Below are 25,005 nucleotides of genomic sequence, written 5' to 3'. Positions count from 1 at the left end.
ATGGAAATTCTTTCATTAGGGGAAAAAATTAAAAGAAAAAGAAAAGAGTTAAATATGACTCTAAAAGATTTGGCAGGGGATAGAATAACTCCAGGACAGATATCTTTAGTTGAATCTGGGCGTTCAAATCCATCAATGGATCTTTTAGAATATTTAGCAGATGCTTTAAAAACCTCTGTAGAGTACTTAATGGAATCTGAGGAAACTCAAGCAGAGAAGATATGTATGTATTATGAGCAGGTAGCTGAAGCATATATACTATCTGGAGATTATTTTATGGGAGAGAAGTATATAGAAAATGGATTATACTATTCTGAAAAGTATAATCTTGAATATAGAAAAGCTAGAATATTGTTTTTAACAGGCAAAATTCATATGTTGAAAGATGAACTGGTTGCAGCTCAACAATACTTCTTGTCTTCTAATGTAATCTTCATAAAAAATAATAATTTTGAAGAGGTAGTTAAGACATTTCTTTGTTTAGGAAAAATAACACTAAAGTTAAAAGCATACCATTCTACAAGCTCCTATTTAAAACAAGCAGAAAAAGTTTATATAGATAATAATATAGGTAATGATCAGTTGCTTGGAGAAATATATTATTATATGGCAAATTCGTTTTTTAAGACGGATAATATTAAGCAGTCAATAGATTACGCTTTTTTAGCTAAGGAAAAATTCCAAAAGATATATAATAAAAAAGATTATGCTAGAACACTTTTATTGCTTTCAGATGAATATAGTGAAAGTGGGGACCTTATTAATGCTATTAAATATTCTAAAAAAGCTTTAGAAGTATATCAAGAGTTAGAAGACATATCCAGTATAGCAGAAATAGAAAATAGCTTGGGAAGGTTATTTTATGAATTCGAAAATATTGAAGAATCCTTTATTCATTATAACTTGGCTAAAGGCATCAGACTTAGTAATAATGATGAGAAACTTGTTAATACACTTCTTAACATATGCGAAAACTATTTAAAGATAAAAGATGTGGAGAAATGTGAAGAGGGTATAAAAGAGATATATAAACATATTAGAGATGATGACCATGAAAATAGAATAGAATGTAATTTATTACAGTATAGAGTTAACTTAATTAAAGACATTCAAAATGAAGCTGAAAACATACTTATAGATACATATAAATATGCAATTAATAATGATTGCAATAAGAGAGCAGGACAAATTGCTATAATGTTAGGGAAATTCTATATGGATAGTAAAAGGGAAAAGGAAGCTGCTAAATATTTGGATTATGGGATTGATATATTTAATAGTATTGGGTTATTAAGAAATTAATGGCAGATGGGTGGTAAGTAATGGAGATACTTTCAACAGGAGAAAAAATAAAACGTGCTAGGATATATAAGGGGATTACCTTAAAGGAACTTTGCGGAGATAAAATATCTATATCAAAGATGAGTTGTATTGAGAATGAGAAGATAAAAGCATAAATTGAAATCCTAGAATATGTTTCATCTAAACTCTTAATTGATGTAGATTATTTATTAAAAGATGTTAGGGAGCAGTTAATTTCTAATTTAGAATTATTGAAGGATGGTCTTTTCTCAGATAAGGACATAGAAAGTAAGATAAAGTATAATCTGGATTTTGCGCAAGCATATAAATATTATGATCTTGCTTTCGATTTAATGCACTTATTATTTAATTATTACTTGGAAGAAGGGAAATATGAAAATATACAAATAATAGTATCTCAATATTATTTCCTTCATCAAAATAATAAAAATTCTGAGAAAGTAATTGAGTATTTTTATGATATGGCTAAATATTTCTTTAATAACAAAGAGTATATGGAAGCTTTATCATACTATTCAAGGCTTAAAGAAATTCTAAAAGAGAATGGATTAAATGATAAAGGTGAATATGCATATGCACTTTACAGTGAAGGATTATGCTACTATAAACTAAAAGATAATAATCAAGCCTTTGAAAATATGAAAGAAGTAGTTCAATATATAGATTATGTTGAAGACAATATAAGTAAAGGGAAAATATATAATCTGCTAGCAACACTTTGTATTAAATTAAGAAAACCAGAAGCTGGAGAGTTTATAGAAAAAGCTTATGAATATCAAAAGGATAATCCAGTTTATTTAGCTTTGTCTAAAGGTAATTATGGAGAATGTTATTTTGAAATAGGTGAAAAAGAGAAAGCTAAAGCTGAGTTTAATGAAGGTTTAAATATTTTTCCTAAATTCAACAAGGTTAGATATGTGGAATTTATGAATAATTTCATCAAGCTTTTTATAGAGAATGGTGAATATGATGAAGCTTATAAGGTTTCAGATGAATCTTTAAATTTAGCAATAGATTGTAATAATATAAGATTAATTGAGCAATCATATTACTTAAAGGGAAGTATTTTACAAAAGCAAGGTAAATATAAAGAAGCTGAAATGTATATGAATCTTTCTTTGGACTCATTATTTAAGTTTGGAAGTAAAGAAGAAAGATATAATAGATATATAGATATGGCGAATATGTATTATCATTTGGGAGATATAAGAGATGCATTAAAATATTTCTCATTAGCATTTGCATTAGAAAAAAATTTATAGAATATTTAAAAGGGAGCATATTAGGTGTACTGATTAGCTCCCTTTTGGGCAAGTATTAAAATATAAACGTTATAGAGAAGAGGAAGGAATTTGAATAAAAAGATGATGTTTTTAGTTGTGGCAGCAATGCTTATTGTGTATACATTACTGAACTATTACATAGGAATAAGAGGTTTAGAATTAGTAGGGATTTTTAATAAAGACATTAATAGGGTAATATATTGGGTTATATTTTACTTATTTGCTTTTAGTTACATTGTTAGTAAGCTTTTAGAGAGATATATGCCTAATAAGATTTCAGGGGTGTTTAATTATTTAGGTTCCTATTATATGGCTGTACTTTTATATTCAATTATAATAATTGTAATAGTAGATTTATTTAGGTTGGTTAATTGGAAATTTAATATTTTAGGAGTAAATGATACCTTTAAAACCTATATGGGGATAGTAATAGTTTGTATATTAGCCTTTGTACTTATATATGGAACTTGGAGTGGATCAAGTACAGTGATAAATAAATATACCTTAAGTGTTGATAAAACTGCAGGAGACATGAAAAAGTTAAATATAATAATGGCTTCAGATATACATATAGGAAGTGTAGGTTATAGAAATAGAATGGAGAAGTTAGTTGAATTAACTAATTCAGTTAAGCCAGATATTGTTTTATTAGCTGGAGATATTATAGATGACAGAGTAGAGCCCTTTATAGAAGGAAATGTTGGAGAATATTTCAAACAAATTGAAGCTCCATTAGGGATTTATGCTGTAACTGGTAATCACGAATATATAAGTGGAAAAGTTGATGAGTTTGTAAAAATTTTAGAAGAGAATAATGTTAAAGTTCTTAGAGATGATTATTCAGAGATTAACGGAAGTTTTTATGTTGTTGGAAGAGATGATGTTTCTGGAGGAAGTTATCAGGAAACAAAGAGAAAAGATTTAAGTGACATAACAAAAAACATCAATAAAGACTTACCTATAATAGTTATGGATCATCAACCGAAGTATCTTCAGGAGGCTGTAGATGCAGGGGTAGATTTGCAAGTATCAGGACATACTCATAGAGGACAGTTATCTCCTAGTAATCTAATAACTAAAAGATTATTTGAAATAGACTGGGGATATCTTAAAAAAGAAAATTTAAATGTTATAGTTTCATCAGGATTTGGAACTTGGGGGCCACCAATAAGGATTGGAAGTAGATCTGAATTAGTAAATATAATACTTGAATTTAAATAAAAAAAGCCTTAGCTACGTTAGTGGCTAGGCTTTTTTATAAAATATATAATTTAAGTTTAACTAATATCTTTTGCTAATTAAGTCAAAGGTTAATTGGAATAAACTTAACTTAGGACTAAATGAAGTTAATTTAACTGATTTAAACATGTTTTTTAGTGTTTTCATAAATCCACACTCGCTTTCTTACTTCTTGTCTATATTATATTTCTAATTATTATAAAAATCATTGATAGTTATGATGAATTATAGGTACAATTAAGGGGTTTTAATTTATTTATAATTAATAAAAAAACAAAAAAACACCTTATTTAAGGTGTTTCTGTACTTTTTTTATTAAAATAAGTTGAGCTCCATAACCTTTTAGTTTTGGTAATAGGTTTAATATTGTACTTTTATTGTTATATATAAAATTTATACCTGGGAAAGATGCTTTATGAAGTATCTCACGTTCTTCTTTATTTATTCTATTTGGTTTTCCCATACCAAGCCAATAGTTATAAGAAGAGCCTATTTTTTCATTAATCATATAAGTGGTAACTTGGTTAGCACTATTTATATTAACTATATTTAAAGATATCTTTTTCTCAGTAGTGTTTTTTATTCCTCTTCTTTTTTCTAGGGTTTCAGAGCTTATTAAATAATCAAGTTCTTCTCCATAGTTATATAACAATATTTGGAATTCATCATCGCTTTTAGTCACTATATAACCATCACCTTTTTGAACTAAAACATCTCCAAGTTTACTTAGAAGATAAAAGGCATAATAAGAAGGTTTCTTTATTCCCATATCATTAACTAAACCAGAAGAGCCAAAAAATACTTCGTTTGTAAGCATAACCTCTTTCTCTAAAACATCAAAAGCTCTTATAAAGTTTAGAGGAGTTTTGTAATTTATCACTTGATGAATAATATAAGGTATCATATAGGCTGTATCATATATTTTATTTATCTCTAAATGATTGCCTTCATAATCATCGCTAAAATAATCTAAACCAGCATCTTCTAAAATCTCAATTATAGAAGATTTGAATGTTTTATCAAGAGTATTTTTAAATTGATATTTAGTATTATAAAAGTCTACAGTTTCTATTTCAGAGAAATATTCTATATAACTTTTAAGTGCACTTATAAACTCTTCTTGAGACAAATCACCTTGATCAATAAGGATAAGTGCTTTAAGTTCTATATACTGCATAAACTCTAGAACTGTTTTAGTCTTATTCCAGTTGTAGAATTGACTACCAGGGAAAATACCCATATCTCTATGAAATAAATTAAATATTCTTCCATACTCAAAAGAGATTTCTTCTTGAAGTTCTTCTAAATTATCCTTATTTTCTTCTATAAGTAAATCAAAAGCATCTCCAACGTTTATTACTTCTTTAAACCTATGAGTCCATTCAGAGGATTCCTCATCCATATTTATATTAATTTTATGAATTTTATTTTCATAATTAAATCTGTCGTAATCCTCTAAATAAGGATATAAATATTTTAAAGAATCATTAATATCTAACTGGGTAACTTTTTTAGCTTTTTCATAAGCTTTTTCATCTAATTTAAATCTCTTTCTGTATTGAAGAGGAGTTAGTTTATAGTAAAATTTAAAGTTTTTATTATAATATCTAGCATGAGAAAAGCCAACCTCATCTGATATTTCAGAAATACTTAAATCGCTATCCAAAAGTAATTTTATTGATTCTTCAACCCTTGTAAGATTAAGGAGATCAGTAAAACTATAACCAGTAGCATTTTTTATCTCATGAGAAAGATAATCTGCACTTAAGAATTCCTTTTTAGCAATTTCCTGAAGACTTATCTTGTTATTATAGTTATTGAAGATATATTTTGCAATTCTGTGATAACGCTCTAATTGCTCTTCATTTTCCCTAAGTTCTTCCTTTTCATATATTAAGTAATGGAAGTTATTTATTAAGTGATATAACAAATCGATTAAGTTATCTTCAATTTCCTCATCGTAATCTTCTCTTTTTTGAATTGCCTCGCAAAGAATTATTGATAAAAATATTCTAAAGTCATCGTATTCTTCGCTTTCTTGAGCACCTTCATCTGATGTATTTACATAGAAAAACATGTTTTCTATATCGCTATAGTACTTTTCGAAAAAGCTAGGGTCAATATGAAACATAAGAACCCTGTTATCTGGATCATCAGAATAAATTCTGTGAGCTTCATCTATATTTATTATCTCAAGTTCTTTTTCCTCAATTTCATAGGTATCTGAATCTATAGTAATGTTTACTGTACCTTTAAGTACAAAGATTATCTCTATAGCATTATGCCAGTGGATAGGGTATTCCTTAATGGAACTGTAGGAAATAGAAACTGGCATATCTAAGGGATAACTAATGTGTTCTCTTCTCAAAATCTCACCTCATTCTCATATCTCCTAATATATATTATATCATATAATATATAATTAAATAAAAAGAAAAAATACACTTTGACTTTCTTTGACCTTTGTATTATTATTTTAGTAGAGTAAAAAATAAGAAAAAAGCTAAGAGGTGGTTATATGAATATTGATAAAATGACTAAAAGAGTGCAGCAAAGCTTAAATGATGCCCATGTAGCTGCTGTTAAATTTAATCATCAAAATTTAGATGTTATTCATCTATTTTATGCGCTTGTAAATGACAATGATGGATTAGTTCCTAACTTATTTGAAAAAATGAATGTAAATATTAATTTATTAAGAAATGAGTTAGAAAAAGTAATAGAAAAAATGCCTAAAGTTTTAGGTAGTGGAGCGTCTACATCAGGAGTATATGCAACAAGAAAAATAGAAGAGGTTCTTATTAAAGCAGAAGAGTATGCTGATGAATTTAAGGATTCTTATATAAGTGTTGAACATGTTATACTGGGTATTATGCAGATAGAAGCTAAAGGACAAATAGGAGAAATTCTTAGGAAGTTTAATATAGATAAAAATAGCTTTTTAAAGGTATTAAAAGAAATACGTGGAAGCCAAAGGGTAGAATCACAAGATCCTGAGGGAACTTATGATGCCTTATCAAAATATGGAACTAACTTAGTAGACTTAGCTAAAAAACATAAGTTAGATCCTGTAATAGGAAGAGATGAAGAAATAAGAAGAACAGTGAGGATTTTATCTAGAAGAACAAAAAATAATCCTGTACTTATAGGTGAACCAGGTGTAGGTAAAACTGCCATAGTAGAAGGATTAGCAGACAGAATCGTTAAGGGAGATGTTCCAGAAGGATTAAAAGATAAAATAATATTCTCTCTAGATATGGGTGCATTAATTGCTGGAGCAAAGTACAGAGGTGAATTTGAAGAAAGACTAAAAGCTGTTCTAAAAGAAGTTCAAACTTCAGAAGGAAGAATAATATTATTTATAGATGAAATTCATACCATTGTAGGTGCAGGTAAAACAGAAGGGGCTATGGATGCTGGGAACTTGATTAAGCCTTTATTAGCAAGAGGAGAGCTGCATTGTATTGGAGCCACTACTTTTGATGAATATAGACAGTATATTGAAAAAGATAAGGCCTTGGAGAGAAGATTCCAACCTGTAATTATTGATGAACCTACAGTTGAAGATACTATTTCAATTCTTAGAGGATTAAAGGAAAGATTTGAAATACATCATGGAATTAGAATACATGATTCAGCTATAGTTGCAGCAGCTAAGCTATCTCATAGATATATCCAAGATAGATTTCTTCCAGACAAAGCAATTGACCTAATAGATGAAGCTGGAGCTATGATAAGAAGTGAAATAGATTCTCTGCCAACAGAACTAGATATGATAAGAAGAAAGATATTTTTATTAGAAACAGAAAAAGAGGCATTAGGTAGAGAAAAAGATGCGGCATCACAAGCTAGGGCAAAATCTATAGAGGATGAGCTTAAAGAATTAAAAAGTAAAAATGACGAAATGACTGCTAAATATGAAAAGGAAAAAGATCATATTACTGAAATAAGAAACTTAAAGAAAGAACTTGAGGATGTAAGAGGGAAAATTGAAAAATATGAAAGAGAATATGATTTAAATAAGGTTGCAGAATTAAGATATGGATTAGTTCCAAATCTTGAAAAGAGAATAGAAGAAAAAGAAGCTCAGATGAAAGAAAACTATAAGGGAGCCTTATTAAAAGAAGAGGTTACTGAAAATGAGATTTCAGATATTGTTTCGAAGTGGACTGGAATACCTGTAACTAGATTAGTTGAAGGGGAAAAACAAAAACTGTTGAGACTTGAAGAGGAGCTTGGAACTAGAGTAGTAGGTCAAGAAGAAGCAATAAAATCAGTTACAAATGCCGTAATAAGGGCAAGGGCTGGTTTAAAAGATGAAAATAAGCCAATAGGTTCATTTATATTTTTAGGACCAACAGGAGTAGGTAAAACTGAGTTAGCTAAAACATTAGCAAGAACTTTATTTGATTCTGAGGAGAATATAATAAGAATAGATATGTCAGAGTATATGGAGAAGTATTCAGTATCTAGATTAATAGGAGCCCCTCCAGGATATGTAGGTTATGATGAAGGAGGACAGTTAACAGAAGCTGTAAGAAGAAAACCTTATTCAGTTATATTATTTGATGAAATAGAAAAGGCTCATGAGGAGGTATTTAATATATTTCTTCAAATTCTAGATGATGGAAGACTTACAGATAATAAAGGAAAAACTGTAGATTTTAAAAACACCATAATAATAATGACATCTAATATAGGAAGTTCTTATATCCTTGAAAATGGAGACAACATTGTAACTAAAGAAGCAAAAGAGAAAGTTATGATGGAAATGAAGGCTAGGTTTAAACCAGAGTTTTTAAATAGGGTTGATGATATAATAACCTTTAATCCATTATCATCAGATAGCATAAAGCATATAATAGATATCTTCTTAGAAAAGGTTAGAAACAAGTTAACAGAAAGAAATATACACCTAGAAATAACTGATAAAGGAAAAGAGATTATAGCTAATGAAGGATATGATCCTATATATGGTGCTAGACCTCTAAAAAGATATATAGAAAATACTCTTGAAACGAATTTAGCTAGAAAGATAATAAGTGGAGAAGTATATGACGGAGTTAAAGTTGTTATCGATGGAGAAGATGATAATTTAAAGTTCACAGTAGTTTAAAGAAACAGGGTTAATTATTTTATTAAAATAATTAACCCTGTTTAAGTATGTCAGACATATAATAGAATTTTTTTGCTTTTTCCTCATTTTCTTGAAGTTCAGATATTCTCCCAATCAGATGATATATTTCCCAATTTTGATTATCTATAGTTAAAGCTTTATTTAAAACTTCCTCAGCTTTTGGGTAATCCTCTTCTTCTATGAGTTTTTTAGCCAAAGTTATATAAGAATTTAAATCTTTTTTTAATGTATCTTTTCTTAATACTTCTTCTAAAACTGCTTTGACTCTTTTAGTTGTAAATGGTTTTTGTAAGTAAGCAGCAGCACCGTATTTAGTACATTCTACAGCATTTTTTATAGTTCCAAAGGCAGTCATAACTATAATTGTCACAAAGCGATTATTTTTCTTTATTTGCTTTAATAACTCTGTTCCTGATACATTTGGTAGTTTAATATCTGTAAATATTAAATCTATATTTTCAGTGTTAAATATATTTAAAGCTTCTTCAGCATTTTTTGCCTCAAAAACGGTAAAACCCTCCATCTCCAAAAATGTCTTTAACATTTCTCTAATATTTTTTGTATCATCTACTACTAAAATCTTTTTCATAAATTTCCTCCTGTAATTGGCATGTTTACCTCAAATATACTACCTTCTCCTAGCTTACTTTCACATGAAATAGTTCCGCTATGCAATTCAATTATTTGTTTTGATAATGGGAGACCGAGCCCAGTTCCATTAGAAAGTTCATTTTCTCTATAAAACTTATCAAATATTTTCGGTATACTTTCAGGGTTAATTCCTATACCAAAGTCCTTTATTGTAAGAATTACAACTTTTTTTCTATATTTTAATTTTATAATAATCTCTCCATATTGAAGAGAATATTTGATGGCATTGGAAAGTAAGTTATTTATAACCCAAAAGAACTTTTCCCTATCAATATTTAATAGAGGAATATTTTTATCTTTTTCAAAAACTATCTTTATATTTTTTGAAAGTGCAATAGTTATAAAGTTTCTTATAGAATTATTTATTATTTCGGATATGTCGGTTGCTTCTAAGTTTAAGTAATTTTGTTCATTTTCAAGTTCAGTTAATCTTAGAAGATTATCAATCATATCTAAAAGCTTCTGCGAGTCTTCTTGTAATGTTTCAATTATTTTTCCGCTTTCTTCTTTGTTTTTTATAATACTATCTTCTTCTAACATGGAAGCTCCCATCATAATAGAAGTAAGTGGTGTTTTAAGTTCATGAGATAAAGTGCTTATAAAATCAAATTTAACATGGTCAAGTTTTTTGATTTTAGTTATGTCTTGAAAATATATAATGATTCCGTTTAAATCAGAATTCATGCTTATAATTGTAGATATTGATATGTTAAAGACATATTTTTCTTCATCAAAACTCATGATCTTAGTTTTTCCTTGAACCCTTTCTTTTTTTGATTCATATATAAAATCATATAAATCCTTATTAGGGATAAAATTTAAAATGTGCTGTCCAAGTATATTTTGTTCCTCAATATTAAAATAATTTTCACATGAGTTATTTACTAAAATACATTTAAAATTACTATCTAATACTATTAAAGGGTTTGATATACTTTTAACAATTGAAAGAGATTTGTTTTTCTCTTCAACTAATTGTCCTAAGGTTGAATTTTTAAATTCAACTATTTTATCGGACATATTTTTGAATTCCTTATATAATTCACCTATTTCATCTTCTGAATATACTTGTGATTCAAAGGAAAAGTTACCATCTTTAAAACTCTTTATAGCTTTATGCAAAGTGGATAAAGGAAGTAAAAGCTTGTTTAAATATCTGTTTGACACTATTAAACTAAAAACAACTGTAAATAAACATATAAAAAGTAATAAATTAAATGACAAACGAATTTCTTCTTGTGCATGAGTCATTTTAATAGTAAGAGCATCTTTATTAATATCATATAAAGCTTTTAAATGATCTTTTAACTTTATGTAATTAACTTGTATTTTATCATAATAATCTGTTAAATGTACACTAACGATTTCAGAAGTTTCTTTAGAGAAAATATCATCACATGAATTTAAATAAATTCTATAACTATTATATATTTCTTTTGTTATTTCTGGCTCTCCAGTTTCTTTTGCTCTACTTATTTGAAATTCATAGCTATTAATAAAAGAATCCTCCATATTATAAAAATCCATTTTGTAGGAAGGATTTTGAGTAGCTATGTAATTTAATAAAGCTATATTTTGTTTTTCACTATAGTTTATCATATCGTTTATAGCAATTATGCTTTCAAAGTTATAAGTCATAAGTTCATCCACAGATTTTCTTATATTAAATAATTTAAATATAGATAGAAAAATCATTAATCCATTTATTGCAATTAATGAAAATAAGAGAATTTTAAATTTATATTTTAAATTCTTCTTCAATATAACAGCTCCTTAAGGAAAGATTATTTCTATACTATTATAAGATAGAAAGATAAAATAAAAAAGGTGTTTTCCAATAGGAAAACACCTTAAAATTTATTATTGGATTGATTTTTCGTATTGTTCAACCATTCTCTTAACCATTTCTCCACCGATTGATCCGGCTTGTTTTGAAGTTAAGTCTCCGTTGTAGTCTTTTAATTGAACACCTAATTCACTTGCTACCTCATTTTTGAACTTAGAAAGTCCGTTTCTTGCCTCTGGTATTAAAGTTTTATTGTTTCTTGCCATAATAGTTTCCTCCTTTTATCCTTTATAGGATTTATAAATTTTTTGTTTTTGCTAAGCTTTATTTGCTTTGCACTATTATTGTGTGCACAGATTAAATAAATAATCTATATAACTAAAGGCAATAGAGGAAAAGTGTACATGTATACCCAAAAAACTGGAAAGTTCTTTTTAATTAATAATTTCTATTAATAATTTTTTGTTTTTAAATCTTTAAAAGAAGATATTCCGTGTAGTGTATCAGCTTCTTTTATAGCTCTAACTATAGCTTTCTCCATAACTTTTGCAGCAAGTAAACCAACAACATTAATATCAGCTTCAATCTTATTTGTGCATAGTGAGAAGATTGTATCACCATCAAACATAGTGTGAGCAGGTCTTATAGCTCTACCAAAACCATTTTGAGCCATTGTAGCTATTTTATTAGCTTGAGCTTTATTTAATTTAGCATTTGTAACTATAGCTCCAATAGTAGTATTACCTGAAAAAACATTTTTTTGATTATCATATTGTGAAATCATAATATTCTCTGTATTGTCTAAACTTAATTTATCATCAGCTAAAACCCCTGCTATAAAGGAGTTTTTTTCGTTATCTAAAATATCACCTAAAGCATTAACTGCGACTATTGCTCCTACTTGAAGCTCTCCAACTTGAAGAGCATAGGTTCCAAGCCCACCTTTCATGGAAAATGAAGGTCCTTTAATCTTACCTACAGTAGCACCCATACCAGCACCTATATTACCATTTATATCATCAAGATTTTGTTCAGAGTTTATACAAGCTTCATATCCCATAGTTTTGTCAGGGCGAATACTAGAATCACCTATAACTAAATCAAAAAGTACGGCGCTGCAGACTATTGGAACTTTTGTAACACCTACATCAAACCCAATATTATTTTCCTCTAAATATTTCATCACACCAGCAGAAGCATCTAAACCAAAAGCACTGCCGCCAGATAAAACAACCCCATGAACCTTATCCACAAATTCAACAGGATTTAAAAGGTCAGTTTCTCTAGTTCCAGGTGAGCCTCCACGTACATCTACACCACCAGAAGCACCTTCAGGACATATAATTACTGAACAACCAGTAGCAGCATCTTTATTGTGAGCGTGACCTAATTTAATACCATCTATATCATTGAATTTAATCTCAAACATAATAAATCTCCTTATTACAAAGGCATCCAAGTATACATAACCTTGGATGCCATAAATTTTATATTAAATTTATATTCTAATTTTTTTTAAGGTAGTTATTACAGGGATAGCTATTAATGCAGAAATTATAGCTTCTGGAATACCATTAATAAATCCTGTTGTTAATAATACTTTTCCAACTGTATCAGGATTTACGCCAATTGCCTCAGCAAATTTTGCTGCATATAATATATAGGCTAGTCCTAAAACTAATATAGTGTTAGTTAAAGTTCCAGCTAAAGCGGCAACACCTACACCAAGCTTAGGAAATTTCTTTTTAACTAAAGTATATACATAATAAGCAACTAAGCCAATTAATACTCTAGGTACTATTGCAATAATAGGATTCCAAAATAAAAATGATGTTGGAAGTGGATTTGCAAAAGCTTGATACATAGAAAATAATCCAAAACATAGTCCAACAGCAGCACCAACAAGTGGTCCTTCAATAATTGCACCTATTATTACTGGTATGTGCATGATAGTTGCTTTTACAGGCGGAATAGCTATAAAGCCAAGTCCTGTAAGTCCCATAAAGATAGTAATGCCTGTTAGCATTCCTGTTACTACAAGCTTTCTTACACTCATAGTAGTAGTTTTTCCTCTTTCCATTGATAAACCTCCGTTCTTATTCCTTTTATAGATATAATTCGGTTAAAGGAATTGAAATAAATTTAGTTCAGTTTCAAAATGAATACCGACAATTAAATTTTATCATCTTTATTCAGAAGTTCAAGAGAAAAATTGTTAAAAATTTATCTAAGTTATTATTTTTCTGCTAAAACCTAGTAAATAAGAGATATAGAAGCAATAAAGAATATATATTCTGAAAATTTAAATATTATAAAATATCCTAGTTAAGTAATTGCTTTTTACATAAGGTTGGAATAAAATATTTAAGATGAATGATTTTAGTAGGTGAAAAGATGAAAGAAGAATTAGTTCCAATATATAAAAAAATAGCCTTAGACATTGCAAGTAAAATAGTAAGGGGAGAAATCCAAACAGATAAGAAAATTAGTGGGCGTTCTACCTTAGCTGGACTATACAATGTATCTCCAGAAACAATCAGAAGAGCAATAGCACTTTTGGAGGGAATGGAAGTAGTTAAAGCTAACCCAGGAAGCGGAATTCAGATATTATCAGTTACAAATGCAGAAAGGTTTATTTCTTCAAACCAAGATAGAAAGTACATATCCTCAATAAGAGAAGATATAGTTGAAATAATAAATACAAAAAATGATTTAGATAGAAGATTAGAAGAAAACTTAAATGAAATATATGACTATTTAGAAAGATTTAAAAGTATATCTCCATTTTTACTTATTGAGATACCTATAAAGAATACATGTAAGTTTTTAGAAAGAAGCGTTAATGATAGTAGGTTTTGGCAAAATACTGGGGCAACAATAGTAGCCTATAGAAGAAATAAAGAAATAATAGTATCTCCTGGTCCAAATTACACTTTTATAGAAGGGGATATTATAGTAGTAATAGGAAAAGATGATGTTTTTGAAAAGGTAAATGAATTCCTGTATGAGTAAAAATAACATAGTGATGTAAGGCAAAAAAGCTGTTAGATTTTATGTAAAAAATAAAATTTAACAGCTTTTTACATTTTGAAACTGACATAGTAATTTGCAAAAGAAACAACTTTGTGATATGATAGAGTTGTTAGCTAGAGACAACTTATTTTTGGAAATGAGTTGTCAGCTTAAAAGGGGGAAGAATATATGCTAGAATTTAAAAATGTTTCCAAAAGCTACGGGAAAACAAAAGTACTAAAGAATATAGATCTAACCATAAACACAGGCGAGTTGATGGTGCTAATTGGTCCTAGTGGATGTGGAAAAACAACTTTATTAAAGATGATTAATAAATTAATACCAACATCTGAAGGAGAAATATTGCTAAATAGTACAGCAATTAAGGATATAGATACTATAGCTTTAAGAAGGAATATGGGGTATGTAATACAGCAGACCGGATTATTTCCTCATATGACAGTAGGTGAAAATATAGCTTTAGTTCCAAAGTTATTAAAATGGGATGAAGAAAAAATAAAATCTAGAACTGAAGAGTTATTAAATATGGTAGGACTAGAGCCACAAAAATATATAGATAGATATCCAAGAGATTTAAGTGGTGGTCAGCAGCAAAGGGTAGGAGTAGCAAGAGCCTTTGCAACAAATCCAGAAGTAATACTTATGGACGAACCATTTAGTGCACTTGACCCTATTACAAGAGCACAATTACAGGAAGAGCTTTTTAATATACAACAAGAGTTTAAAAAGACAATAGTGTTTGTTACTCATGATATGGATGAGGCAATAAAAATAGGAGATAGAATCTGCATAATGAAGGATGGAGACATACTGCAGTTAGATAAACCAGAAAATATTATTAAAAATCCAGCAGAAGGATTTGTAGAAGAGTTTATAGGAAAAAGCAGAATATGGAACAATCCTGAAATGATAAAGGCTACAGATATAATGATAGAAGAGCCTGTAGTATCTAATAAAGCAAGAACTCTATTCCAAGCGCTTGAGTTAATGAGAGGTAAAAAAGTAGATTCTCTACTACTAGTAAATAAAGAGAGAGAGCTTGAAGGTATAATAACCATGAAATCCATAAGAATAAATCAAGATAAACAATTTGTGGAAGAAGTTATGGAAAAGGATATAATATCAGTATCTAAGGATGCCTCAATAATAGAGATATTAGAAACTATGAATGAAAAATCTATTGGGTATGTACCAGTAGTTGAAAATAAAAAGTTATTAGGATTAATAACTAAATCAACATTGGTATCAGTACTTTCGAATCAATATTTAGAGTAGGGGGAATATCTTATGAAGGCATTTATAGATTTTGTAATAAGTAGAAAAGATCAAATTATAAGTTTAGTAATTGAGCATATACAGCTTACTTTTATAGCAGTTCTTTTAGCTATAATAATAGGTGTACCATTAGGAATTTTTATAACTAGAAAGCGTTCTTTGGCAAAGCCTATAATTGGATTTGCTAATTTAGTTCAAGCAGTACCAAGCTTAGCACTATTAGGATTTTTAATTCCTATACTTGGAATTGGTTCTAAACCAGCTATATTAATGGTACTACTATATTCACTTTTACCAATACTTAAAAACACCTATGCAGCAATAAATAACTTAAACAAAGATACTATGGAAGCTGCAAGAGCAATGGGAATGACCAAAACAGAAATGTTATTAAAGGTTGAATTACCACTATCACTTCCCTTAATAATGGCAGGTATAAGAATATCAGCAGTTACAGCTGTAGGGTTAATGACTATAGCAGCCTTTGTTGGAGGTGGAGGTCTTGGATACCTAGTATTCTCAGGTGTACAAACTGTTAATTCAAATATGATTTTAGCAGGTGCAATTCCAGCATGTATACTTGCTTTAGTCATAGATTTCATAATAGGTAAGATAGAAGATGTTGTTACTCCAGAAGGAATAGCTGTAGATAATACTATTAAAAATAGAAAAATAACTAAAAGAATATTGGCTGTTACATGCGGAGTATTGACTTTAGTTATATTATTTAATTTTTCAAAAACAATGTTTGTAAATAAAGATAAAATTGTAATAGGTTCTAAAAACTTTAATGAGCAGTTAATATTAGGTAACATGGTAGCAACTCTTATTGAAGAGAATACAGATATAGAAGTAGAAAGAAAAATGAATTTAGGAGGTTCATCTATAGCATTTAATGCCTTAAAAGCTGGTGGAATTGATATGTATGTAGAATATACAGGAACAGCCTTAGTTAACATACTTGGAATGGAAAGTACAAGCGATAAGGATATAGCTTATAATACAGTTAAAGATGAATTTGAGAAGAACTATGGGTCAACTTGGCTTGAACCATTAGGGTTTAATAATACTTATACACTTGCAGTTAAACAAGAAACAGCAGATAAATATAATCTTAATTCCTTCTCTGATTTAGCCAAAGTAAGTGGTGAACTTAGGTTAGGTTCAACTATGGAATTCTTAAATAGAGAAGATGGATATTTAGGACTTCAAAAGACATATAACATGAACTTTAAAGATACAAAAGGAATAGATGGAGGTTTAAGATATACCTCTATACAATCAAATGAATCAGACGTAATAGATGCTTTCTCCACTGATGGATTACTGGAAGGCTTTAAGTTAAAAGTTTTAGAAGATGATAAACACTTTTTCCCACCATATGATGCAGTTCCAGTTGTAAGAGAAGATACTTTAGAAAAATACCCAGAGCTAAAACCATTAATAAATAAGTTAGCAGGGGTGTTAACTGAGGAAAAAATGAGAAGTTTAAATTATAAAGTTGATGAAGAGAATATGGATCCAGATGCAGTTGCAAGAGAGTTCTTAAAAGAAAATAATTTAATTTAGATGAAAAGTTGTAGAACTAGTTATATAATAGTTCTGCAACTTTTTTTTGCTTTTTGAGCCATTGAATACAGCTAAAGAGCTTAGGTAATAATAAGAATAAAGAATATTAAATTAGTGAGAGGTAAATATGGACAATAAAGAAGTGTTTAATAAAATTGAAAAATATCTTTTGGAAGAAGAAAAACCATCAAATAAGCTTAATGAATTAATTGCATCTAAAGAAACAGATGACACATCATTTAGTATAATACGAGAACTAATGGATATACCTCAAGAGCCTAAATATCATCCAGAGGGAAATGTGTGGAACCATGTTATGTTGGTTGTAGATGAGGCGGCTCTGCTTAGAGAAAAGAGTACAGATAAAAGAGCCTTTATGTGGGGAGCTTTGTTACATGATATAGGAAAGGTTAAAACAACAGTCAAGAGAAAAGGGAGATGGACGTCTTATGACCATGATACAGTAGGTGCAGAGATGGTTATAAGATTATTAAGAGAAGTTGAGGATGACCAGGATTTTATAGATAAAGTTAGTAAGTTAGTAAAATATCATATGCATTATCTTTATGTTGAAAAAAATCTTCCTTTTGGGAACCCAAGAAAACTTGTTGAAGAAACTTCTGTAGAAGAAATTGCTCTATTATCTTATGCAGATAGATGCGGTAGAGGAAACTTATCAAAGAAAGATAGAGAAGAAACTAAAGAGGCTATAGGGAGGTTTAGAGATAAACTAAACAACATGTGGAGTTTATGTTAATATATTAAATTATAAAACAAGCATTTACATATAAAGTTATAAGATGTATAATGTACCAAAATAGAATAATTTTTTGCTAGGGGTGCCTTTTGGCTGAGAGGAATTGATATTCTAACTCTAAGAACCTGACGTGGTTAGTACCACCGTAGGGAAGCAGATTTATCAGTGTATACGCATAGTATCTACTTTTAGAGAACTTTAGGCTTCCTTCGGGAAGTCTTTTTTTTATGATAATTTGGCTGGTTGACTACTTAACCGGTTGACTACTTGACAAGTTGACCGGTCAAGCAGTCAACCGGTCAGGTTCAAGATATATAAATAAAGTTAGGGGAGGTGATAAAATGCAGGTTAATGGAAAAGAATACGCACTCAAAGAGAGTAGAAGTTTAGTTGAATTACTTAAAGATCTTAAAGTTGATCCAAATAGAATTGTAGTAGAAATTAATTATGAAATAGTTAATAGGGAAGACATTGAAGGCAGACTATTAAATGAGGATGATTCTATAGAAATAATTAGTTTTATGGGTGGAGGTTCAAAATAAAATTATTAAATGAGGAGTTTTAAAATGGATAAGTTAGTTATAGCAGGTAAAGAATTAGATAGCAGATTATTAATTGGAACAGGAAAATATTCATCAAACAAATTGATACCAGAAGTAGTTAAAGCATCAGGTGCAGAGGTTATTACATTAGCTATAAGAAGAGTAGATTTTGATAACAAAGAGGAAAACATACTAGAACATATTCCTAAAGATATGGTGTTACTTCCTAACACTTCAGGAGCAAGAAATGCTGAGGAGGCAATAAGAATAGCTAGGATAGCTAAGGCTATGGGCTGTGGAAATTGGATAAAAATCGAAGTTATATCAGATTCAAAATATTTAATGCCAGATAACCTTGAAACCTTAAAGGCTACAGAAGTTTTAGCTAAAGAGGGGTTTGTAGTTTTACCATACATGAATCCAGATATATATTTTGGAAAAATGATGATTGAAGCAGGTGCAGCAGCTGTAATGCCTCTAGGTGCACCAATAGGATCAAATAGAGGGATTAAGACAAAAGAAATAATAAAAATAATGATAGAAGAAATAAATGCCCCAATTATAGTAGATGCTGGTATAGGGAAGCCATCTCATGCAGCAGAAGCAATGGAAATGGGAGCTGCAGCCTGTTTAGTTAATACAGGAATAGCTTCGTCAGATGACCCAGTACTTATGGGAGAAGCTTTTAAGTTAGCTATTAAAGCAGGAAGATTATCCTACTTAGCTGGAGCTGGACATGTATCAGATTTTGCAAAGGCATCATCACCATTAACAGGTTTTTTAAAGGTAGGCGATAGAAATGAATAATTATAGTAGCTATGAAGAGGTAGTAGATAGTTATAAAGATTTTGATTTTGATGAATACTTTTCTAAGGTGACTATAGAAGATGTTAGAAAAAGCATTTATAAGGATAATTTATTACCAAAGGATCTTTTAAATCTTCTTTCACCTAAGGCTGTGGAAGTCTTAGAAGAAATAGCTCAAAGAGCTAATAAATTGACTAAACAGTATTTTGGAGGGGCAGTTTTACTTTACACTCCTTTATACCTAGCTAACTACTGTGTTAATTTATGTGCTTACTGTGGCTATAGTGCTAAAAACAAAATAAAAAGAAGAAAGCTAACTATGGAAGAAATAGAGGTTGAAGCTAAAGCTATATCAAGTCAAGGGTTTAAGCATATATTGATTCTTACTGGGGAAAGTGAGTATCATAATCCAACTGAATATATAGTAGAGGCTACAAAGATTTTAAAGAAATACTTCCCGTCTGTATCTATAGAAATATATCCAATGAATGAAGAGAGTTACAGAAAAGTAGTAGAAGCAGGAGTAGATGGACTTACAGTATATCAAGAAGTTTATAATAAAGAAATTTATAAAAAGGTTCATATAAAAGGACCTAAAAGTAATTACAGCTTTAGAATAGATGCTCCAGAAAGAGGGGCAAAAGCAGGCATGAGAACCTTAGGAATAGGTGCACTGCTTGGACTAGAAGATTTTAGAAAAGAAGCGTTTTTTACAGGATTACACGGAGATTATTTACTTAAAAAATATCCAGAGGTAGACATAGCTTATTCCTTTCCTAGGATAAGACCTTGTGTTGGAGGATATGATGATATTCTTCCTTTAAGTGATATGGATTTAGTACAAGCTATATTAGCCATGAGAATATTTAAACCTACAGCTTCTTTAAATATATCTACAAGAGAAAGCGGAGAGCTAAGGGAACACTTAATACCTTTAGGGGTTAATAAGATATCAGCAGGAGTTTCTACTCATGTCGGGGGACATTCCTCTGATGTAGAAGTTGGTGAAGAACAGTTTGAGATATCGGATGGAAGATCTGCAGTAGAAATAAAAAATATGCTTATAAATAAAGGTTATCAACCAATATTTAAGGATTGGGAAACTATATAAATTTCTAGGAGGGCGTATATATGAATTACACTACTCAAATGGATGCAGCAAAAAAAGGAATAATAACAAAAGAGATGGAAATAGTAGCGGAAAAAGAGAAAATGAATGTTGAGGAGCTAAGAGGATTAGTTTCTGAAGGTAAGGTAGCAATACCAGCTAATAAAAATCATAAGAACATATCTCCAGAAGGTGTAGGACAAGGGCTTAGAACTAAGATAAATGTTAACTTAGGTATATCAAAGGATTGTTGCGATTTTGATCAAGAGTTAGAAAAGGTTAGAATTGCAATTGATATGAAGGCTGAAGCTATAATGGATCTTTCTAACTATGGAAAAACAGAGGGGCTTAGAAGAAGAATAGTAGAAATGTCTCCAGCTATGATAGGAACAGTGCCTATTTATGATGCAGTAGGATTTTATGACAAAGAACTTAAGGATATAACAGTTGATGAATTTTTTAGGGTTGTAGAAAAACATGGAGAGGATGGAGTTGACTTTATTACAATTCATGCTGGATTAAATAGAGAATCAGCTAATACTTTTAAAAGGAATAAAAGATTAACCCATATAGTTTCAAGAGGAGGTTCTTTATTATTTGCATGGATGGAACTAAATAATAAAGAAAATCCCTTCTATGAACATTATGATAGGTTATTAGATATATGTGAAAAATATGATATGACCATATCCCTAGGCGATGCATTAAGGCCAGGTTCAATAAATGATGCTACAGATGCTTCTCAAATTAAAGAATTAATAACTTTAGGAGAATTAACAAAAAGGGCTTGGGAGAGAAATGTTCAAATCATTGTAGAAGGTCCAGGACACATGGCTATTAATGAAATCGAAGCTAACATGCTACTACAGAAAAAATTATGCCACGGAGCTCCATTTTATGTTTTAGGTCCATTGGTTACTGATGTAGCGCCAGGATATGATCATATAACTTCAGCTATAGGAGGAGCTATTGCAGCAACCTATGGAGCAGACTTTTTATGTTATGTAACTCCAGCAGAACATCTAAGACTTCCAAATCTTGAAGATATGAAAGAAGGAATTGTAGCTTCAAAAATAGCTGCGCATGCGGCAGATATAGCAAAAGGTATAAAAGGGGCTAGTGAATGGGATAACAAAATGAGTAAGGCAAGAGCTGATATAGATTGGGAAGAGATGTTCAATTTAGCTTTAGAGCCAGAAAAGCCTAGGAGATACAGAGAAGAATCTATGCCAGAACATTCAGATTCCTGTACAATGTGTGGAAAGATGTGTTCTATGAGAAATATGAAAAGAATTCTTGAAGGTAAGGATATAAATATCTTGAGAGAAGATGCTTAAATTATGAAAATATATTTAATAACTAATAGAAAACTCGTAAGTAATGAAGAGGAGTTCTTACAAGTAATTAAAGAATGCTCAGAAAATGGAGTAGATAATATAATACTAAGAGAAAAAGATTTAGGTTTTGATGATTTAGTTAAGTTAGGGAATAAGGTAAAAGAAGTTATAGATGAAAATAAGACAAAACTTATCTTAAACTCAAATATAGAGGGTGGAATAAAACTTAAGGCTTACGGAATACAGCTACCATTTCAAGTGTTTATGGAGCAGGATAATAAGCAGATTTATAGTTTTAAAGAAGTAGGTGTTTCAGTTCATAGTTTAGAAGAGGCTATTGAAGCTGATAAAAAAGGGGCTAGTTATGTTTTGGTTTCTCATATATTTAACACTGAATGTAAAAAGGGATTAGAACCAAAAGGAGTAGACTTTATTAGTAAGGTTAAAAAAGAGGTTTCTTGTAAAGTTGTAGCTTTAGGAGGAATATTGCCAAGCAATGTTAAAGAAGTTAAAAATACAGGGTGCGAGGGAATAGCTGTAATGAGTACTTTGATGAAGAGTAAAGATATAAAAAGTACTTTAAAAGAATATAGAGTATAGATACAAAACAACCTGGAATTGTTGATAAAGATAACAATCCTAGGTTGTTTTGTTTAAGGCTTCTAAATAAAATAGGCTGTAATTACTTTTTAATACCAAACATATTTCTTAAAAAAGACACTTTTCTAAAAACTTCATAAGTAATCATTGTTAATATAAAGCTTCCTAAAATTATAAAAATAACTTGCGTAGAGATAGGGGTAAATAATTTTAGGGAGTAATAACCTACTAATATTACATAAGATTGATGAAAAACATAAATAGGAAAAGAAGCTTTAGAAAAATACTTAGTAATGTTATTTGAGAAATTTAAATAATGTTTTCCCATACCGATAATTCCTAAGATTCCAATCCAAGCAATAATTCTAATATAAACATCATGAAATATTCCAATATTAACCTTCCAAAGGTATATAATTAATAGATTTAATGTTGTTAATATAATAAAGCTTATAAATAAAATAAACCTATTGTTTTCAAGTTTTTCTTGAATAATATCCTCAGATAATACCACATACCCTAACATAAATAGAGCAAAAAATTCGCCTATACTTTTACCACCTATATCTAAGATTAGTGACATAAATAAAGGAAATATAAATAAAGGAATCAATCCAATAACTGATAGATTATTAACTTTCAAGCTAATATTACTTTTATCATATTTAGTCACAATAGGAATAGCTAAAAGTGAAATGATAAATAAATAGAAAATAAACCATAGATGAGCAGGAGTAAAACCTCCAGTGTATCCACTTAGGTCAGTTGACTTTGTGAAAAATAATATATATTGGTAAAAATAACTTCCTGTATATTCATTATGAAATTTCTCAGCAAAAAAGGTTTGAATAGGAACTATAAATAAAATTCCATAAAGAAGAGGATTTAATAATTTTGCTCTTCTTTCGTTTATAAACTCTTTAGGAGTTCTTTTCTTAAGTGCATAGTTAGAACTTATTCCCGCTATAACAAATAAAAAAGGCATAAACCAAGGAGAAGTACCTTGGATAAAGGCACTTAAAATAGATACACCAGAACTTTTAACATAAAAGTTTTCACCCCAGTTATTATAAATCATGCAAGTGTGATAGGGAAAAAGTAATAGAATACTTATCCATCTAATATTATCTAAAAAGTATTTTCTCATGTATTTCCTCCTTGTTATGTGAATAAGTTTTATCCAGGTAGATTGTTTTTTGATAGATTATCTTTGTTTTTTAACTTAGTACCAAGATAAATTGCATAAGCTGCATATAGTATATCTAGGACTATAAGAGTAGGGGTTTCATCGATATTAGTATTTGTCATCATAGCTAATGCATCATATATAAAGTGGAAGGCGATAAGTGGAATAATATTAAACTCAATAGCTATAAGTTCTGATAAAATAAGACCAATTAGAAATGCATTTATTACTTGAAGTATAACATTTAGTATATTAACATTGCTAAATGCATTTGCCATGTGAAGAATTCCAAAAAGTACTGAAGAGAAAACTATATAAAAGCTTGTACTTTTTGATTTCAAATTTTCTTTAATAATGCCTCTAAATAAGGATTCTTCAGTAAATCCAACAAAAAAAGTAAAGACTATTATAGTTAGTATGTCCATAAAAGTTAATTTAAAATTAAGTCCACCCATTATTGGTTGAACTAATGCAATAATTAATAAAGGGATGTAATATAGTACCTTTCCTGTGTTAGAAATATTGAGTTTCTTAAATCCAAACAATTTTAAAGACTTTTCTTTACTTGTCATATTAATTATAAGTATAATACCCATTACTAAATATGCGCTTGTTTGAGTAATTCTTGTAGCAATATCACTAAGTTCAAGAATTACTGATATTGCTGACGCAACACTAACTAGGAAGGTTAATGCGACTCCCCATATAATTGAAGATAGGATAGGTTTTCCTGCAGATTTTTTTTGTTTCATAAAATTAAGTCTCCTTTTAATATATATTTTTTTATAATTTAACTATATAATTTAGTGCTTACTTATTTGAAAATCTTCCCATTATAACTGTATTATGATATCTTCCATCCTTATGTATACGGTCATTTATAAGCAATCCTTCTATAGTAAAACCAAATTGTTTATACATTTGAATTGCTTTTTCATTTGATTCAACAACAGTTAGGTTGATTTTCCTAACTTCCGAAGCGTCCATACATTTAAGCATATTTTCCATTAATATTTTACCTATCCCATGACCCCAGTAATTTTTTAATATACATATTCCAAACTCAGCTTTATGTCTAAACCTTGATAAGGTATTACCAGCGCATCTTAAAAAACCTACAATTTGTCCTTCAACTTCTGCAAGTAGAAACAAGCTTGTATTAGAAGCGTTATCTTCATCAATTATTTTTTCAAAGTCATCTTTAGTAAGTAAGTTTTCACCCTCTTCTCTATCCAGGAATTCAGTTTCGCCATCTATTTTAACTCTTAAAGTGGATAGCTTTTCGGCATCTGATATTCTTGGACAACGAAGAGTCCAAGTAAGATTCTTGTGAGTAATTGCTTTATTTTCTATAAACATTATTAGCTCCCTA

Annotated in this window: 23 protein-coding genes and 1 riboswitch; of the genes, 14 read left to right on the top strand and 9 right to left on the bottom strand. The window is 29.5% G+C overall.

Going from position 1 to position 25,005, the window contains the following annotated elements:
• The 4 genes from BUA92_RS06600 (at position 1) to BUA92_RS06590 (ending at position 3,827) form a co-directional block, all read left to right on the top strand.
• Positions 1-1,302: a helix-turn-helix transcriptional regulator gene (locus BUA92_RS06600; RefSeq protein WP_021802942.1), complete on the top strand. Its 1,302-nt coding sequence runs from the start codon at positions 1-3 to the stop codon at positions 1,300-1,302.
• A gap of 20 nt (positions 1,303-1,322) precedes the next feature.
• Positions 1,323-1,457, top strand: coding sequence for a RodZ family helix-turn-helix domain-containing protein (locus tag BUA92_RS23835; protein ID WP_341411687.1), 135 nt, complete (start codon positions 1,323-1,325; stop codon positions 1,455-1,457).
• A gap of 96 nt (positions 1,458-1,553) precedes the next feature.
• Entirely contained in the window at positions 1,554-2,585 is a 1,032-nt protein-coding gene (locus BUA92_RS06595) for a tetratricopeptide repeat protein (RefSeq protein WP_341411685.1), read from the top strand.
• A gap of 90 nt (positions 2,586-2,675) precedes the next feature.
• Positions 2,676-3,827 carry a metallophosphoesterase gene (locus tag BUA92_RS06590; protein ID WP_083553431.1) on the top strand — a complete coding sequence of 384 codons (1,152 nt, stop codon included), beginning with the start codon at positions 2,676-2,678 and terminating at the stop codon, positions 3,825-3,827.
• Between the two features lie 304 nt (positions 3,828-4,131).
• Here BUA92_RS06590 and BUA92_RS06585 read toward each other — a convergent pair whose 3' ends face one another.
• A complete protein-coding gene (locus tag BUA92_RS06585; protein WP_073017949.1) occupies positions 4,132-6,213 on the bottom strand; it encodes a helix-turn-helix domain-containing protein in 2,082 nt (693 codons plus the stop codon).
• A gap of 150 nt (positions 6,214-6,363) precedes the next feature.
• On the opposite strand from BUA92_RS06585, the gene clpB reads away from it, so the two are divergent.
• Positions 6,364-8,961 carry an ATP-dependent chaperone ClpB gene (clpB, locus tag BUA92_RS06580; RefSeq protein WP_073017947.1) on the top strand — a complete coding sequence of 866 codons (2,598 nt, stop codon included), beginning with the start codon at positions 6,364-6,366 and terminating at the stop codon, positions 8,959-8,961.
• A gap of 31 nt (positions 8,962-8,992) precedes the next feature.
• Here the strand turns inward: clpB and BUA92_RS06575 are convergent, their stop codons facing one another.
• The 5 genes from BUA92_RS06575 to BUA92_RS06555 all read right to left on the bottom strand — a co-directional run bounded on the left by BUA92_RS06575 (position 8,993) and on the right by BUA92_RS06555 (position 13,499).
• The gene (locus tag BUA92_RS06575; RefSeq protein WP_073017945.1) at positions 8,993-9,571 is read right to left on the bottom strand and encodes a response regulator; all 579 of its coding nucleotides are present in this window, start codon (positions 9,569-9,571) and stop codon (positions 8,993-8,995) included.
• A complete protein-coding gene (locus tag BUA92_RS06570) occupies positions 9,568-11,394 on the bottom strand; it encodes an ATP-binding protein (RefSeq protein WP_073017943.1) in 1,827 nt (608 codons plus the stop codon). The genes BUA92_RS06575 and BUA92_RS06570 overlap by 4 nt, the downstream gene beginning before the upstream one ends.
• Before the next feature lie 99 nt (positions 11,395-11,493).
• A complete protein-coding gene (locus BUA92_RS06565) occupies positions 11,494-11,685 on the bottom strand; it encodes an alpha/beta-type small acid-soluble spore protein (protein WP_073017941.1) in 192 nt (63 codons plus the stop codon).
• A 185-nt stretch (positions 11,686-11,870) separates the two neighbouring features.
• Positions 11,871-12,848, bottom strand: coding sequence for a P1 family peptidase (locus tag BUA92_RS06560; protein ID WP_073017939.1), 978 nt, complete (start codon positions 12,846-12,848; stop codon positions 11,871-11,873).
• Positions 12,849-12,917: 69 nt separating this feature from the next.
• Positions 12,918-13,499 carry an ECF transporter S component gene (locus BUA92_RS06555; RefSeq protein ID WP_073017936.1) on the bottom strand — a complete coding sequence of 194 codons (582 nt, stop codon included), beginning with the start codon at positions 13,497-13,499 and terminating at the stop codon, positions 12,918-12,920.
• Between the two features lie 293 nt (positions 13,500-13,792).
• On the opposite strand from BUA92_RS06555, the gene BUA92_RS06550 reads away from it, so the two are divergent.
• From BUA92_RS06550 to BUA92_RS06510, 9 genes are all read left to right on the top strand, one after another.
• Positions 13,793-14,431, top strand: coding sequence for a GntR family transcriptional regulator (locus BUA92_RS06550; RefSeq protein WP_242950081.1), 639 nt, complete (start codon positions 13,793-13,795; stop codon positions 14,429-14,431).
• Positions 14,432-14,620: 189 nt separating this feature from the next.
• Positions 14,621-15,727 (top strand): ABC transporter ATP-binding protein, encoded by a 1,107-nt coding sequence (locus BUA92_RS06545; RefSeq protein WP_073017932.1) that lies wholly within the window; start codon positions 14,621-14,623, stop codon positions 15,725-15,727.
• Positions 15,728-15,739: 12 nt separating this feature from the next.
• On the top strand, positions 15,740-17,296 hold the full coding sequence (locus BUA92_RS06540) for an ABC transporter permease/substrate-binding protein (RefSeq protein ID WP_073017929.1): 1,557 nt from the start codon (positions 15,740-15,742) through the stop codon (positions 17,294-17,296).
• Between the two features lie 127 nt (positions 17,297-17,423).
• Complete coding sequence (locus BUA92_RS06535; RefSeq protein ID WP_073017927.1) at positions 17,424-18,053, top strand: HD domain-containing protein; 630 nt, start codon at positions 17,424-17,426, stop codon at positions 18,051-18,053.
• Between the two features lie 68 nt (positions 18,054-18,121).
• Positions 18,122-18,222, top strand: a riboswitch (TPP riboswitch).
• Between the two features lie 172 nt (positions 18,223-18,394).
• Positions 18,395-18,595 (top strand): sulfur carrier protein ThiS, encoded by a 201-nt coding sequence (gene thiS / locus BUA92_RS06530; RefSeq protein ID WP_073017925.1) that lies wholly within the window; start codon positions 18,395-18,397, stop codon positions 18,593-18,595.
• 24 nt (positions 18,596-18,619) lie between these two features.
• Complete coding sequence (locus tag BUA92_RS06525; protein WP_073017923.1) at positions 18,620-19,402, top strand: thiazole synthase; 783 nt, start codon at positions 18,620-18,622, stop codon at positions 19,400-19,402.
• Positions 19,395-20,513, top strand: coding sequence for a 2-iminoacetate synthase ThiH (thiH, locus tag BUA92_RS06520; protein ID WP_073017921.1), 1,119 nt, complete (start codon positions 19,395-19,397; stop codon positions 20,511-20,513). Before BUA92_RS06525 ends, thiH begins: the two co-directional genes overlap by 8 nt.
• Positions 20,514-20,533: 20 nt before the next feature.
• A complete protein-coding gene (gene thiC / locus BUA92_RS06515; protein ID WP_073017919.1) occupies positions 20,534-21,847 on the top strand; it encodes a phosphomethylpyrimidine synthase ThiC in 1,314 nt (437 codons plus the stop codon).
• A 3-nt stretch (positions 21,848-21,850) separates the two neighbouring features.
• A complete protein-coding gene (locus tag BUA92_RS06510; protein WP_242950079.1) occupies positions 21,851-22,447 on the top strand; it encodes a thiamine phosphate synthase in 597 nt (198 codons plus the stop codon).
• 82 nt (positions 22,448-22,529) lie between these two features.
• Here BUA92_RS06510 and BUA92_RS06505 read toward each other — a convergent pair whose 3' ends face one another.
• Genes BUA92_RS06505 through BUA92_RS06495 form a run of 3 tightly spaced genes read right to left on the bottom strand, consistent with a single transcriptional unit; the run spans position 22,530 to position 24,992 of the window.
• A complete protein-coding gene (locus BUA92_RS06505) occupies positions 22,530-23,594 on the bottom strand; it encodes an acyltransferase family protein (protein ID WP_073017917.1) in 1,065 nt (354 codons plus the stop codon).
• A 29-nt stretch (positions 23,595-23,623) separates the two neighbouring features.
• Positions 23,624-24,385 (bottom strand): CPBP family intramembrane glutamic endopeptidase, encoded by a 762-nt coding sequence (locus BUA92_RS06500; RefSeq protein ID WP_073017915.1) that lies wholly within the window; start codon positions 24,383-24,385, stop codon positions 23,624-23,626.
• 58 nt (positions 24,386-24,443) lie between these two features.
• Entirely contained in the window at positions 24,444-24,992 is a 549-nt protein-coding gene (locus tag BUA92_RS06495) for a GNAT family N-acetyltransferase (RefSeq protein WP_073017913.1), read from the bottom strand.
• Positions 24,993-25,005 lie beyond the last annotated feature (13 nt).

The organism is Clostridium intestinale DSM 6191, assembly GCF_900130055.1.
Classification (GTDB): domain Bacteria; phylum Bacillota; class Clostridia; order Clostridiales; family Clostridiaceae; genus Clostridium_T; species Clostridium_T intestinale.
Note: the sequence above shows the minus strand (reverse complement) of the source record. Positions and strands in the feature narration are given on the sequence as shown.

What these genes read in the sequence shown, in the direction of transcription:
- BUA92_RS06560 (WP_073017939.1), bottom strand. Translation starts at nt 12,848, where the DNA reads ATGTTTGAGATTAAATTCAATGATATAGATGGTATTAAATTAGGTCAC.
- BUA92_RS06495 (WP_073017913.1), bottom strand. Translation starts at nt 24,992, where the DNA reads ATGTTTATAGAAAATAAAGCAATTACTCACAAGAATCTTACTTGGACT.
- BUA92_RS06535 (WP_073017927.1), top strand. Translation starts at nt 17,424, where the DNA reads ATGGACAATAAAGAAGTGTTTAATAAAATTGAAAAATATCTTTTGGAA.
- BUA92_RS06510 (WP_242950079.1), top strand. Translation starts at nt 21,851, where the DNA reads ATGAAAATATATTTAATAACTAATAGAAAACTCGTAAGTAATGAAGAG.
- thiC (WP_073017919.1), top strand. Translation starts at nt 20,534, where the DNA reads ATGAATTACACTACTCAAATGGATGCAGCAAAAAAAGGAATAATAACA.
- BUA92_RS06555 (WP_073017936.1), bottom strand. Translation starts at nt 13,499, where the DNA reads ATGGAAAGAGGAAAAACTACTACTATGAGTGTAAGAAAGCTTGTAGTA.
- thiS (WP_073017925.1), top strand. Translation starts at nt 18,395, where the DNA reads ATGCAGGTTAATGGAAAAGAATACGCACTCAAAGAGAGTAGAAGTTTA.
- BUA92_RS06540 (WP_073017929.1), top strand. Translation starts at nt 15,740, where the DNA reads ATGAAGGCATTTATAGATTTTGTAATAAGTAGAAAAGATCAAATTATA.
- BUA92_RS06545 (WP_073017932.1), top strand. Translation starts at nt 14,621, where the DNA reads ATGCTAGAATTTAAAAATGTTTCCAAAAGCTACGGGAAAACAAAAGTA.
- BUA92_RS06525 (WP_073017923.1), top strand. Translation starts at nt 18,620, where the DNA reads ATGGATAAGTTAGTTATAGCAGGTAAAGAATTAGATAGCAGATTATTA.
- BUA92_RS06565 (WP_073017941.1), bottom strand. Translation starts at nt 11,685, where the DNA reads ATGGCAAGAAACAATAAAACTTTAATACCAGAGGCAAGAAACGGACTT.
- clpB (WP_073017947.1), top strand. Translation starts at nt 6,364, where the DNA reads ATGAATATTGATAAAATGACTAAAAGAGTGCAGCAAAGCTTAAATGAT.
- BUA92_RS06550 (WP_242950081.1), top strand. Translation starts at nt 13,793, where the DNA reads ATGATTTTAGTAGGTGAAAAGATGAAAGAAGAATTAGTTCCAATATAT.
- BUA92_RS23835 (WP_341411687.1), top strand. Translation starts at nt 1,323, where the DNA reads ATGGAGATACTTTCAACAGGAGAAAAAATAAAACGTGCTAGGATATAT.
- BUA92_RS06575 (WP_073017945.1), bottom strand. Translation starts at nt 9,571, where the DNA reads ATGAAAAAGATTTTAGTAGTAGATGATACAAAAAATATTAGAGAAATG.
- BUA92_RS06600 (WP_021802942.1), top strand. Translation starts at nt 1, where the DNA reads ATGGAAATTCTTTCATTAGGGGAAAAAATTAAAAGAAAAAGAAAAGAG.
- BUA92_RS06500 (WP_073017915.1), bottom strand. Translation starts at nt 24,385, where the DNA reads ATGAAACAAAAAAAATCTGCAGGAAAACCTATCCTATCTTCAATTATA.
- BUA92_RS06505 (WP_073017917.1), bottom strand. Translation starts at nt 23,594, where the DNA reads ATGAGAAAATACTTTTTAGATAATATTAGATGGATAAGTATTCTATTA.
- thiH (WP_073017921.1), top strand. Translation starts at nt 19,395, where the DNA reads ATGAATAATTATAGTAGCTATGAAGAGGTAGTAGATAGTTATAAAGAT.